At 71.0% G+C, this 13,058-nt stretch carries 9 protein-coding genes; 4 read left to right on the top strand and 5 right to left on the bottom strand.

Annotation, left to right across the window (positions count from 1 at the left end; genetic code table 11):
- Positions 1–104: 104 nt before the first annotated feature.
- Complete coding sequence (gene clpB / locus ACFV3R_RS31655) at positions 105–2,840, bottom strand: ATP-dependent chaperone ClpB (protein WP_385590330.1); 2,736 nt, start codon at positions 2,838–2,840, stop codon at positions 105–107.
- A gap of 291 nt (positions 2,841–3,131) precedes the next feature.
- Here clpB and ACFV3R_RS31660 point away from each other — a divergent pair, with 291 nt between their 5' ends.
- Both ACFV3R_RS31660 and lepB read left to right on the top strand, forming a co-directional pair.
- A complete protein-coding gene (locus tag ACFV3R_RS31660) occupies positions 3,132–3,551 on the top strand; it encodes a TIGR03618 family F420-dependent PPOX class oxidoreductase (protein ID WP_385590332.1) in 420 nt (139 codons plus the stop codon).
- A gap of 224 nt (positions 3,552–3,775) precedes the next feature.
- On the top strand, positions 3,776–4,612 hold the full coding sequence (gene lepB / locus ACFV3R_RS31665) for a signal peptidase I (RefSeq protein ID WP_385590334.1): 837 nt from the start codon (positions 3,776–3,778) through the stop codon (positions 4,610–4,612).
- Between the two features lie 103 nt (positions 4,613–4,715).
- On the opposite strand, the gene ACFV3R_RS31670 is transcribed toward lepB, so the two are convergent.
- From ACFV3R_RS31670 to dnaK, 4 genes are read right to left on the bottom strand one after another with little or no spacing between them, the layout of a single operon-like run.
- On the bottom strand, positions 4,716–5,168 hold the full coding sequence (locus tag ACFV3R_RS31670) for a heat shock protein transcriptional repressor HspR (RefSeq protein WP_385590336.1): 453 nt from the start codon (positions 5,166–5,168) through the stop codon (positions 4,716–4,718).
- 1 nt (position 5,169) lies between these two features.
- Positions 5,170–6,357: a molecular chaperone DnaJ gene (dnaJ, locus tag ACFV3R_RS31675; protein WP_385590338.1), complete on the bottom strand. Its 1,188-nt coding sequence runs from the start codon at positions 6,355–6,357 to the stop codon at positions 5,170–5,172.
- 42 nt (positions 6,358–6,399) lie between these two features.
- Entirely contained in the window at positions 6,400–7,095 is a 696-nt protein-coding gene (gene grpE, locus ACFV3R_RS31680) for a nucleotide exchange factor GrpE (RefSeq protein ID WP_385590340.1), read from the bottom strand.
- Positions 7,092–8,960, bottom strand: a complete 1,869-nt coding sequence (gene dnaK / locus ACFV3R_RS31685) for a molecular chaperone DnaK (RefSeq protein WP_385590346.1) — start codon at positions 8,958–8,960, stop codon at positions 7,092–7,094. The genes grpE and dnaK overlap by 4 nt, the downstream gene beginning before the upstream one ends.
- Before the next feature lie 373 nt (positions 8,961–9,333).
- On the opposite strand from dnaK, the gene ACFV3R_RS31690 reads away from it, so the two are divergent.
- Together ACFV3R_RS31690 and ACFV3R_RS31695 are read left to right on the top strand one after the other, a co-directional pair.
- Positions 9,334–11,622 (top strand): (Fe-S)-binding protein, encoded by a 2,289-nt coding sequence (locus ACFV3R_RS31690; protein ID WP_385590342.1) that lies wholly within the window; start codon positions 9,334–9,336, stop codon positions 11,620–11,622.
- 381 nt (positions 11,623–12,003) lie between these two features.
- On the top strand, positions 12,004–12,924 hold the full coding sequence (locus tag ACFV3R_RS31695; RefSeq protein WP_385590348.1) for a YIP1 family protein: 921 nt from the start codon (positions 12,004–12,006) through the stop codon (positions 12,922–12,924).
- Positions 12,925–13,058: the final 134 nt, after the last annotated feature.

Here is a 13,058-nt window from a genome sequence, read left to right on the forward strand (position 1 = left end):
TCCCCGGTACGGGCTCCTCCCCCTGCCTCGCCCGGCCCCCGCTCGCGGCCGGGGCGGGCCGGGCGCGGCGGGCCGGGTGGGGCGGACGGGACGCGTCCGGCGGCTCAGTCCGCGCTGCCGCCGGGCCCCGCCGCAGCGGCCGAGGACGACGCCGTCTCCTTGGTGAGGCTGGGCCCGGCCCCACCCCGGGGCCCCTCGCCGCCGGAGGTGACGGCGAGGGCCGATCCGTCCGGGGCGACCTCGACGCGCACCGTGTCGCCGTCGGCGATCCCGCCGGCGAGGATCTCCCGCGCGAGCTGGTCCCCGATGGCGGTCTGCACCAGGCGGCGCAGCGGCCGGGCACCGTAGGAGAGGTCCGGTCCGGGGCCGCCCTGCGGCTGGTCGACGACCGGTTCCTGGCCGAGCCAGGCCAGCCAGGTCAGGGCGCGGTCGCTCACGTCCAGGGTGAGGCGGCGCTCGGACAGGCGGCGCTGCAGGTGCGCGATCTGGAGCTGGGCGATGCGTTCCAGCTGGTCGGTGCCGAGCGGGTGGAAGACCACCACGTCGTCGAGGCGGTTGAGGAACTCGGGACGGAAGGAGGCCCGCACGCTCTCCAGCACCTTCTCCTCCTTCTGGCCCTCCTTGAGAAGGGGGTCCATGAGGAACTGCGAGCCGAGGTTGGAGGTGAGGATGAGGAGGGTGTTGCGGAAGTCGACGGTGCGGCCCTGGCCGTCGGTGAGGCGTCCGTCGTCCAGCACCTGGAGCAGGATGTCAAAGACATCGTGGTGCGCCTTCTCCACCTCGTCCAGCAGGATCACGCTGTAGGGGCGGCGGCGGACGGCCTCGGTGAGCTGGCCGCCCTCCTCGTAGCCGACGTAACCGGGGGGCGCGCCGACGAGCCGGGCCACCGAGTGCTTCTCGCCGTACTCGCTCATGTCGATGCGGACCATCGCCCGCTCGTCGTCGAAGAGGAAGTCGGCGAGCGCCTTGGCCAGCTCGGTCTTGCCCACGCCGGTGGGGCCGAGGAAGAGGAACGAGCCGGTGGGACGGTCGGGGTCGGCGATGCCGGCGCGGGTGCGGCGCACCGCGTCGGAGACGGCGCGCACCGCCTCGCGCTGGCCGATCAGCCGCCGGCCGATCTCCTCCTCCATGCGCAGCAGCTTCTGGGTCTCGCCCTCCAGCAGGCGGCCGGCGGGGATGCCCGTCCAGGCGCCGACGACGTCGGCGATGTCGTCCGGGCCGACCTCCTCCTTGACCATGCTGGAGGTGGTGGCGGCCTCCTGCTCGGCCTCCGCCTCGGCCTCGGCGGCCTCCTCCAGTTCGCGCTCCAGGGCCGGGATCTCGCCGTAGAGCAGCTTGGAGGCGGTGTCGAAGTCGCCGTCGCGCTGGGCGCGTTCGGCCTGTCCACGCAGCTCGTCCAGCTTCTCCTTCAGCTCACCGACGCGGTTGAGGGACTGCTTCTCCTTCTCCCAGCGGGCGGTGAGGCCGCGCAGCTCCTCCTCGCGGTCGGCAAGGTCGCGGCGGATCTTCTCCAGGCGCTGGAGGGAGGCGGCGTCACTCTCGTTGCGCAGCGCCAGCTCCTCCATCCGCAGCCGGTCCACCGAGCGCTGGAGTTCGTCGATCTCGACGGGTGAGGAGTCGATCTCCATGCGCAGCCGGGACGCCGCCTCGTCGACCAGGTCGATGGCCTTGTCGGGCAGGAAGCGGGAGGTGATGTAGCGGTCGGAGAGGGTGGCCGCGGCGACGAGGGCGGAGTCGGCGATCTGCACCTTGTGGTGCGCCTCGTAGCGGCCCTTGAGGCCGCGGAGGATGGCGACGGTGTCCTCGACGTTCGGCTCGGCGACCAGCACCTGCTGGAAGCGGCGCTCCAGCGCCGGGTCCTTCTCGATGCGCTCGCGGTACTCGTCCAGCGTGGTGGCACCGACCATCCGCAGCTCGCCGCGGGCCAGCATGGGCTTGAGCATGTTGCCCGCGTCCACCGAGGAGTCGCCGCCGGCGCCGGCGCCGACCACGGTGTGGAGTTCGTCGATGAAGGTGATGATCTGGCCTTCGCTGGACTTGATCTCGGCGAGGACGGTCTTGAGGCGCTCCTCGAACTCACCGCGGTACTTGGCGCCCGCGATCATCGCGCCGATGTCCAGCGAGACCAGGCGCTTGTCGCGCAGGCTCTCGGGGACGTCGCCCTTGACGATGCGCTGGGCCAGGCCCTCCACGACGGCGGTCTTGCCGACGCCGGGCTCGCCGATGAGCACCGGGTTGTTCTTGGTGCGGCGCGAGAGGACCTGCACCACGCGGCGGATCTCCTGGTCCCGGCCGATGACCGGGTCGAGCTTGCCCTCGCGCGCGGCGGCGGTGAAGTCCGTGCCGAACTTCTCCAGCGCCTTGTAGGTGCCCTCGGGGTCGGCGTTGGTCACCCGTTGCCCTCCACGGCTCTCCTCGAAGGCGGCCACCAGCTTCTTGGCGGTCGCGCCCTGCTTCTCCATGACCTCGGCGGTCAGCCCGCCCTGCGCGGCGATGCCGATGAGCAGGTGCTCGGTGGAGACGTACTCGTCCCCGAGCTCGCGAGCGCGCCGGGAGGCGTCGCTCACCGCGGCCAGCAGTTCCCGGTCGGGTTGCGGCGGCGCGACCGTGGAGCCCTGCACGCTCGGCAGGGCGGCCAGCCGTCGTTCCGCGCCGTCGCGCAGGGCGGCGCTGTCGGCGCCGACGGCGGCCAGCAGGTCGGTGATGTTCTCGTTGTCCTGCCCGGCCAGCAGCGCGAGCAGGAGGTGGGCGGATGTCATGTCCGCGTGTCCCGAGGCGACGGCTCGCTCGTTGGCGGCGTTCAGCGCCTCACGGCTCCTGTTGGTCAGCTCCGCGTCCACGGGTGCGTGCTCCTCCTTCTGACGTGCTCTGGCGTCGACGACCGAGGTCGTGCCGGGGCCTCCACCGGACGGCTCCCGTCTTGCCTACACCAACCTTCGATAAGTTGAGTCTATTCCACTCAAGGTGTTGGTGGCCAGCGGCTCGACCCCTCGTCGCGAGGGCCGGGACCGGGTTCCGGGTGCCCACTCCGGGCGCCCCGCGGCGTCCCGGGAGCCTCGCCGGTCCGTCCCGGCCGGCCTCCCGCGGGGCCACCGCAGCGCTCGCCCTCCCGGCCCTCTACCCTCGCTGCCATGGCCCACGACCTGCGCGCCCTGCCCGAGGCCTACCTGGACTTCTGGCGCGAGCCGCACCTCTCCACCCTCACCACGCTCCGGCCGGACGGCACCCCGCACGTCGTCCCGGTCGGCGTCACCTTCGACCCCGCCACGCTCACCGCCCGGATCATCACCTCGGGCGACAGCCGCAAGGCCGTCAACGTGGCCGCGGCCGGCGCCGCGGGCCTGCCGGTGGCCGTCTGCCAGCTCCAGGGCCGCCACTGGGCCACCCTGGAGGGCACCGCCCGCCTGCGCACCTCGCCCGAGGCCGTCGCGGACGCCGAGGACCGCTACGCCGAGCGCTACGGCCACCCGCCGCGGCCCAACCCCAAGCGGGTCGTGCTGGAGCTGACCGTGACCCGGGCCCTCGGCAACGTCGGCCGTCCGGCCGCCTGACGGGCCCGGCCCGGTGCGCGTCCCGGCTCCGCCTCCCCCACCAGGGGTTTCCCCGCCCGGCCGGGCTCCGCACCGCCTCCGGGGCCACCCTCGCGTACCGCCGCGAGCCCCCGCCTACCGCCTCCCTTCGGACACATCCACCACTCCCGTCCCGAATCCACAGCTCACAGGGCTACGATCCGGGAGGACCGCAAGCCAGCCCGAGCAACACGGGGGATGATCAGGTGCCGTCATGGAGGCGTGGACAGGACGCACGGCGTGCCGGTGAGGAGCAGGCCGACGCCGCCTCGTCCAGCCGTGAGGAGGGCCCCGAGGGCCCGGGCGCCACGGCGGCCGGTGGCGACGGCGGCGAAGGCCCCGGCACCGCGTCCTCCCGGGGCGGGCGCCGCCGGCACCGCCGTGAGGCGGCGCCCCGACCACTGTGGAAGGAACTCCCCCTCCTGGTGGTCGCGGCGCTGGTACTGGCCCTGGTCATCAAGACCTTCCTGGTCCAGGCGTTCTCCATCCCCTCGGGGTCCATGGAGAACACCCTGCTGGTGGGCGACCGCGTCCTGGTCGACAAGCTGACCCCGTGGTTCGGCTCCGAGCCCGAGCGCGGCGAGGTGGTCGTCTTCCACGACCCGGGCGGCTGGCTGGCCGGCGAACCGGCCACGCAGACCAACGCCCTGCAGGACGCCCTGGCGTTCGTCGGGCTCTCCCCCTCCTCCGACGAGCGCGACCTGATCAAGCGGGTCATCGGCGTCGGCGGTGACACCGTCAAGTGCTCGGGGACGGGACCGGTGCGCGTCAACGGCAAGGCGCTGGACGAGCCGTACGTCCAGCCCGGCAACACCCCGTGCACGCAGGGGCGGTCCTTCACCGTCAAGGTGCCCAGGGGCGACATCTGGGTGATGGGCGACCACCGCCAGGACTCCGCCGACTCCTCCTACTGGCACCAGGTCAGGCCGGGCCACGAGTTCGTCCCCGTCGACGACGTGGTGGGCCGGGCCTTCGCCGTGGCCTGGCCGATCTCGCAGTGGACCACGCTGCCGGTGCCCTCGACGTTCAAGCAGCTCGGCTGAGCAGCGCCTCCGGGCCGCCGGCCGTGAACCGGCCGCCCGGACGCACCGAAGGGGCCGGGAGTTCTCCCGGCCCCTTCGGCCTGCCTGTTCCCGCCCGCCCGCGCTACTTGTCCCGCTTGGGGCGCCAGACCACCAGTGCGCTGGTCTGCTGCACCTCCTGGTACGGGACCAGGTCGCGGCGGTAGGAGGCGTGGACGGCCGCCTCCCGCTGCCGCATGGCGGTGGCCGCGCCGTCCAGGGCGCCCTGGAGTTCCACTACGCGCTGCTGGAGTGCGGCGACCTGGTTCTCCAGCTCGATGATGCGCTTGATGCCCGCGAGGTTGATGCCTTCTTCCTGGCTGAGCTGCTGCACCTGGCGGAGCTGCTCGATGTCCCGGGCCGAGTAGCGTCGGCCCCGGCCCGCGGTGCGGTCGGGGGAGACGAGCCCGAGACGGTCGTACTGCCGCAGAGTCTGCGGGTGCAGGCCGGACAGTTCGGCCGCGACGGAGATGACGTAGACCGGTGACTCTTCGGTGAGTTCGTAGGGGTTACGACCGCGCCCGACGCGGTTGTCCATCTCATGCTCCCTTCGCGGCCTGGAACAGCTCCGCCCGCGGATCGATGTCCGCGGTCGCCTCTCGGTAGGTCTCCAGCGCTTCCCTGGCCTTGTCGTCGAGATCCCTGGGCACTGCGACCTCGATGGTGACCAGCAGGTCGCCGCGCGTGCCGTCCTTGCGCGACGCCCCCTTGCCCCGGGCGCGCATGGTGCGGCCGTTGGGGGTTCCCGCCGGCAGCCGCAGCGTCACCGGCGGCCCGCCCAGCGTCGGCACCCGCACCTCGCCGCCGAGCGCGGCCTCGGCGAAGGTGACCGGCACCGTGACGGTCAGGTTGTCGCCCTTGCGGCCGAAGACCGGGTGGGCGTCGACGTGCACGACGACGTAGAGGTCACCGTGCGGTCCGCCGCGCTCACCGGGTGCGCCCTTGCCCCGCAGCCGGATGCGCTGCCCGTCGGACACGCCCGCCGGGATGCGCACCTGCATGGTGCGGGCGCTGGTGGCCCGGCCGCTGCCCTTGCAGACCTCGCAGGGGTTCTCCGCGATCAGGCCGCGGCCCTTGCAGTCGCCGCACGGGTCGGTGAGCGAGAAGCCACCGCCGCCGCCCCGGCTGACCTGGCCGGTGCCGACGCAGGTCGGGCAGACCCGCGGGGTGCCGTTGCGGTCGCCGGTGCCGTTGCACGCCTTGCAGGGCTCCTGGCTCGACATCCGCAGCGGGACCGTGGCCCCGTCCACCGACTCGCTGAAGCTGAGCGTGACCTCGGACTCGATGTCCTGGCCCCGCCTCGGCTGGGTGCGGGTGCCCGTGCCGCCGCGGTTGAACAGCCCGCCGAAGACGTCCCCGAGGCCGCCGCCGAAACCACCCGCGTTCCCGGCGCCGCCCGCTCCGCCCGGGGCGCCGCCGAAGAGGTCGCCCAGGTCGAAGTTGAAGGTGCCGCCGCCGGCTCCGCCCGGTCCGGGCCGGAAGCCGCCGCTGCCGAACAGGGCGCGGGCGTCGTCGTACTCCTTGCGGCGCTTGGGGTCGCCGAGGATCTCGTTGGCCTCGCCGATCTCCTTGAACCGCGCCTCCGCCTTGGGATCGTTCTTGTTGGCGTCCGGGTGGTTCTCGCGGGCGAGCTTCCGGTACGCCTTCTTGATCTCGGCTTCGGTGGCGTCCTTGGGGACGCCGAGGACCTTGTAGTAGTCCTTCTCGACGAAGTCCTTCGTGCTCATCCTCGACGTCCCTCCTCTCGTACCGTCTCCCGCCGACCGGGCTCAGGACCCCTCGGGGCCACCGTTCTCCTCGTCGGCGGTCTTGCCTTCGGCGCCCGACGCCTCCTCGCCCTTGGCGCCCTGGGCGCCCGGCTGCGGTTCGGCGACGGCCACCCGCGCGGGGCGCAGCGTGCGCTCGCCGATGCGATACCCCGGCTGGAGGATCGCCACGCACGTCGTCTCGGTGACGTCCGGTGCGTAGCTGTGCATCAGCGCCTCGTGCACGGTCGGGTCGAAGGCCTCGCCCTCTTCGCCGAACTGCTCGAGCCCCATCTTCTGGGTCACCGACTCCAGCGACTCGGCCACCGACTTGAAGCCGCCGACCAGCTCGCCGTGCTCACGGGCCCGGCCGATGTCGTCCAGCACCGGCAGCAGCTCCGACAGGAGGTTCGCGGAGGCGACCTCCTTGACGGCGACCCGGTCCCGCTCCACCCGGCGGCGGTAGTTCTGGTACTCCGCCTGGAGGCGCTGGAGGTCGGCGGTGCGCTCGTTCAGCGCCGTGCGCACCTGGTCGAGCTGCGCGGTGAGGGCGACGTCCTGCGCGCCCTTCGCGTCCTTGTCCCCGGCCGGGGCCGGGCCCGCCTCTTCAGCGGACCCGGCGCCCGGCGCCGCGTCGTCCCGGGACTGCGCGGCGTCGGACTGTGCGGCCTCCTGAGGGACGTCGGGCTTCTCGTCGAAGCCCCCGGTCTCCTCGGTCACGCGGCACCACCCTTGCTGTCCTTGTCGTCGTCCACGATCTCGGCGTCGACCACGTCGTCGTCGGCCTTGGCCTGCTCACCGGCGGCACCGGCACCGGCGGCGCCCTCGGCACCACCCGCGGCCTGCGCGTCGGCGTACATGGCCTGGCCCAGCTTCTGGCTGACGGCGGCGACCTTCTCGGTGGCGGTGCGGATCTCCGCGACGGCCTCGGGGCCCTCGCCCTTGAGCTTCTCCTTCAGCTCGGCGACCGCCTCCTCGACCTCGGTCTTCACCTCGGCCGGGACCTTCTCCTCGTTGTCCTTGAGGAACTTCTCGGTCTGGTAGACGAGCTGCTCGCCCTGGTTGCGGGACTCGGCGGCCTCGCGGCGCTTGTGGTCCTCGTCCGCGTACTGCTCGGCCTCCTGGCGCATGCGGTCGACCTCGTCCTTCGGCAGCGAGGAGCCGCCGGTGACGGTCATCTTCTGCTCCTTGCCGGTGCCGAGGTCCTTGGCGGTGACGTGCATGATGCCGTTGGCGTCGATGTCGAAGGAGACCTCGATCTGCGGCACGCCGCGGGGGGCCGGCGGCAGACCGGTCAGCTCGAACATCCCGAGCTTCTTGTTGTACGCCGCGATCTCGCGCTCGCCCTGGTAGACCTGGATCTGCACCGACGGCTGGTTGTCCTCGGCCGTGGTGAAGATCTCCGAGCGCTTGGTCGGGATCGTGGTGTTGCGCTCGATGAGCTTGGTCATGATGCCGCCCTTGGTCTCGATACCGAGGGACAGCGGGGTGACGTCCAGCAGGAGGACGTCCTTGACCTCACCCTTGAGGACACCGGCCTGGAGGGACGCGCCGATGGCGACGACCTCGTCCGGGTTGACGCCCTTGTTGGCGTCCTTGCCGCCGGTCAGCTCCTTGACCAGGTCGGCGACGGCCGGCATACGGGTCGAACCGCCGACGAGGACCACGTGGTCGATCTCGGACAGGTTGATGCCCGCGTCCTTGATGACGTTGTGGAACGGCGTCTTGCAGCGCTCCAGCAGGTCGGAGGTGAGCTGCTGGAACTGGGCCCGGGTCAGCTTCTCGTCGAGGTGCAGGGGGCCCTCGGCGGAGGCGGTGATGTAGGGCAGGTTGATCGTGGTCTCGGTGGACGAGGACAGCTCGATCTTCGCCTTCTCCGCGGCCTCGCGGAGGCGCTGGAGAGCCATCTTGTCCTTGGAGAGGTCCACGCCGTGGCCGCTCTGGAACTGCTTGACCAGGTAGTCGACGACGCGCTGGTCCCAGTCGTCACCACCGAGGTGGTTGTCACCGTTGGTGGCCTTCACCTCGACGACACCGTCGCCGATCTCCAGCAGCGAGACGTCGAAGGTACCGCCACCGAGGTCGAAGACCAGGATGGTCTGGTCTTCCTTCTCCATGCCGTACGCGAGCGCCGCGGCGGTCGGCTCGTTGACGATGCGCAGGACGTTCAGGCCCGCGATCTCGCCGGCCTCCTTCGTCGCCTGACGCTCGGAGTCGTTGAAGTACGCCGGAACGGTGATGACCGCGTCGGTGACCTTCTCGCCCAGGTAGGCCTCGGCGTCACGCTTCAGCTTCTGAAGGATGAACGCGGAGATCTGCTGGGGGTTGAAGTCCTTGTCGTCGAGGTTGATCTTCCAGTCGGTGCCCATGTGGCGCTTGACCGAACGGATCGTCCGGTCGACGTTGGTCACCGCCTGGCGCTTGGCGACCTCGCCGACCAGCACCTCGCCGTTCTTGGCGAAGGCGACGACGGACGGCGTGGTCCTGGCGCCCTCGGCGTTGGTGATGACGGTGGGCTCACCGCCTTCGAGAACACTGACGACGGAGTTCGTCGTGCCCAGGTCGATGCCGACCGCACGTGCCATTTTGAGATCCTCCATGACTTGAGTGGAACAGGCTCAAGCGTGCCTGAGCGGCACAACCCTGTCAAGCAAGGTGAGCCAGGCCCGCTCAACTTTTATTCGGGACTTACGATCAGGCCCTCCCGCTGAACCGTAGGCGGTCACCCCCGCGCCCCACAAACCGGGCAGACCCGGCGCCCTCGCCGGCCGCCACTCGGCCCCGAGGGCCGTCCGCGACGCAGATCACCGGCCCGCCGCCTTCATGCACGCCGCGATACTGGGTAACCTCAGCGCAAAAGCAAAAAGTTACCGCTTAGTAGTGTTGCCGCCTGGACCTCGCCGGCGCCGGTCCCCGTGCCGCCAGGCCCCGCTCACCCCCTGGCTTGAGGAGCCATCCATGCAACTCGCCGCGATCCTCGTGTCGCTGGTCCTAGCCGTGGTCGGCGTCGCGCTGTTCGGCCGCGTCATCGCGCACTTCGTGCGCTTCTTCAAGCTCGGCGCACCCGTCCCCGCGGGCACCCGCACCGACGAACCCACCCGACGCGTCCTGACCGTGGCCAAGGAGTTCCTCGGCCACACCCGGATGAACAAGTGGGGCATCGTGGGCGTGGCCCACTGGTTCGTCGCCGTCGGCTTCTTCTCCCTCGTCCTGACCCTGGTCAACGCCTTCGGCCAGCTCTTCCAGGCCGACTGGATGCTGCCGGTCATCGGCGACTGGGTGGTCTACGAGTGGTTCGTCGACTTCATCGGCGTGATGACCACCCTCGGCATCCTCACCCTGATCGTGATCCGGCAGCTCAACCTGCCCGGCCGCGCCGGGCGCAAGTCCCGCTTCACCGGCTCCAACCTCGGCCAGGCGTACTTCGTCGAGGCCGTCATCCTCATCATCGGCCTCGCGATCCTCACCCTGCGCGGCCTGGAGGGCGCCCTGACCGGCGTGGACCACTACCAGGCGGGCTTCTTCGTCTCCTACCCGCTGGTCCTCGCCTTCAAGGGGCTGAGCGTCAGCACGCTCCAGAACCTCGTCTACCTGACCGCGACGATCAAGATCGGCACGTCCTTCGTCTGGATGATCGTCGTCTCGCTCAACGCCGACATGGGTGTGGCCTGGCACCGCTTCCTGGCGTTCTTCAACATCTTCTTCAAGCGGGAGAACACCGGCCGCACCGCGCTCGGCCCGCTGACGCCGATGACCTCGGGCGGCAAGGAGATCGACTTCGAGCACGCCTTCGACGAGGACAATGAGGAGGAAACCGTCTTCGGGGTCTCCCAGGTCGAGCACTTCTCCTGGAAGGGCATCCTCGACTTCTCCACCTGCACCGAGTGCGGCCGCTGCCAGTCGCAGTGCCCCGCCTGGAACACCGGCAAGCCCCTCTCGCCGAAGCTCATGATCATGGCGCTGCGGGACCACAGCCACGCCAAGGCCCCGTACCTCATGGCCGGCGGCGGCAAGACCATGGAGGGCGAGGAGAAGGCGAGCGCCGAGCAGCTCGCCGAGGTCCCCGCGGCCGCCCTCGCCGAGGCCGAGCGCCCGCTGATCGGCACGCTGGAGGAGAACGGCGTCATCGACCCGGACGTCCTGTGGTCCTGCACCACCTGCGGCGCCTGCGTCGAGCAGTGCCCGGTCGACATCGAGCACGTCGACCACATCGTCGACATGCGCCGCTACCAGGTCATGATCGAGTCCAGCTTCCCCAGCGAGGCCGGCACGATGCTGAAGAACCTGGAGAAGAAGGGCAACCCCTGGGGCCTGGCCAAGAAGCAGCGCCTGGCCTGGCTCAAGGAGGTCGACTTCGAGGTCCCGGTCGTCGGCAAGGACGTCGAGGACCTCACCGAGGTCGACTACCTGTACTGGGTGGGCTGCGCGGGCGCCCTGGAGGACCGCGCGAAGAAGACCACCAAGGCCTTCGCCGAGCTCCTGCACATCGCGGGCGTGAAGTTCGCGATCATGGGCGGCGACGAGAAGTGCACCGGTGACTCCGCCCGCCGCCTGGGCAACGAGTTCCTCTTCCAGCAGCTCGGCGCCGAGAACGTCTCGATGCTGAACACGGCCTTCGGTGAGGACGAGGACGACCCGGCCACGAAGAAGCCGAAGGCGACGAAGAAGATCGTCGCCACCTGCCCGCACTGCTTCAACACGATCGCCAACGAGTACCCGCAGCTCGGCGGCGAGTACGAGGTCATCCACCACACCCAGCTGCTCCAGCACCTCATCGACGAGGGCCGCCTCACCCCGGTCACCCCCGTCGAGGGCCTGATCACCTACCACGACCCCTGCTACCTGGGCCGCCACAACAAGGTCTACACGCCGCCGCGCGAGATCATCGCCAGCGTCCCGGGGGTGCGCAGCGAGGAGATGCACCGCCACAAGGAGCGCGGCTTCTGCTGCGGCGCGGGCGGCGCCCGGATGTGGATGGAGGAGCGGATCGGCAAGCGCATCAACAACGAGCGCGTGGACGAGGCCCTCTCCCTCAACCCCGACATCGTCTCCACCGCCTGCCCGTTCTGCCTGGTCATGCTGACCGACTCGGTCAACGGCAAGAAGAACGAGGGCCAGGCCAAGGAGTCCGTCCAGGTCGTCGACGTCGCCCAGCTCCTGCTGGACTCGGTGAAGGCCCCGGCCGGCGGCGAGGGTGACGGCGACAGCGAGGGTGCGACCGCCCCCGAGCCCGAACCCGCCCGGTAGACCCGCACGCCCCACCCGCGACGGCCGGTCCCGACCCCGGGGCCGGCCGTCGCGTCGTCCGTCCGGTCCCTCCCCCACCGGCCCCCGCCCCTCGGCGACGCGTCCACCGGGCCCTTAGGGGTCCTTGCCATATGCCCGCCCGGGCCGGGTGGTCTGGCACCGCACCTCGCGGCGTTGCCGAAAAACCCTGGTAGCTCCGCTACGAGGACTCCCCGGCGCCTTGCGATGCACGGCACCAGACCACGCGACCTCGTCGGACGCTCATATGGCAAAGACCCCTTAGGGGATGTCACAGCTCGGCCGCAAAGCCGCCCCGTCGCCCCTCCTCCCGCATGGCCGCCCCCGACAACAGGTACGTTCGATGACGTGGCTGGATTCAGGATGGGACGCGGTGGGGACGACGCCCGCACCGCGCAGCACGGTCAGCAGGGGCCCGCCCCCTACGCACAGCAGGCGCCGTACGGGCAGCAGCAGCCCGCCTACGGTGCGCAACCGCCGTACGGCCGGCAGACCCCGCCCCCGCACGCCCAGTGGCAGCAGGCCCAGGCGACGCCGCAGGGCGAGCCGGAGTACTTCGGTGATCACGGCTACGCCCCGCAGGGCTTTCCCGCCCACGGCGCAGCCGCCGACGCCCCCGGGCACACCCAGCAGTTCAGCCTCGGCGAGGCCCCGGACGCCTACGCCGGCGGCTACCCGGCGCCGCAGGAGGACTACGCCGGCAACACCTACCGGGCGGGCGAGGCCACGGCGCCGCCGGTCGGCCCCCGCCTGAACTGGAAGGAACTGCTCAGCGGCATCGTGCTGCGGCCGTCGCCGACCTTCTGGCGGATGCGGGACCACACGGTGTGGGGCCCCGCGCTCCTCGTCACCTTCGTCTACGGCCTGCTCGCCGTCTTCGGCTTCGACGAGCCGCGTGAGGAGGTGCTGCACGCGACCCTCTCGCAGAGCGTGCCCTGGGTGCTGATCACCGGCGTGATGTTCGTCATCGGCGGTCTCATCCTGGGAGCGGTGACGCACACCCTGGCGCGCCAGCTCGGCGGCGACGGGGCGTGGCAGCCGACCGTCGGCCTGTCCATGCTGATCATGTCGCTCACCGACGCCCCCCGGCTCCTGTTCGCCATGTTCCTGGGTGGCGACAGCGCTCTGGTGCAGGTCCTGGGCTGGGCGACCTGGCTCGCGGCCGGGTTCCTCTTCACCAACATGGTCTCCAAGTCGCACGACCTGCCCTGGCCGAAGGCGCTCGGCGCCTCCGCCATCCAGCTCGTGGCGCTGCTCGCCCTGGTCAAGCTCGGGACGCTGTAGCCCGTCCGCAACGCAGGAAGGCCCCGCCCGGACTCACCGGGCGGTTTCTAGGGATCGTCGCAACACATGATCGGTTGTGTCAGACGGCGAGCAGTTTATGCAGGCGCTCGGCTGGGGTTTCCCAGCCGAGCGTT

It is taken from the genome of Streptomyces sp. NPDC059740, assembly GCF_042733155.1.
Classification (GTDB): domain Bacteria; phylum Actinomycetota; class Actinomycetes; order Streptomycetales; family Streptomycetaceae; genus Streptomyces.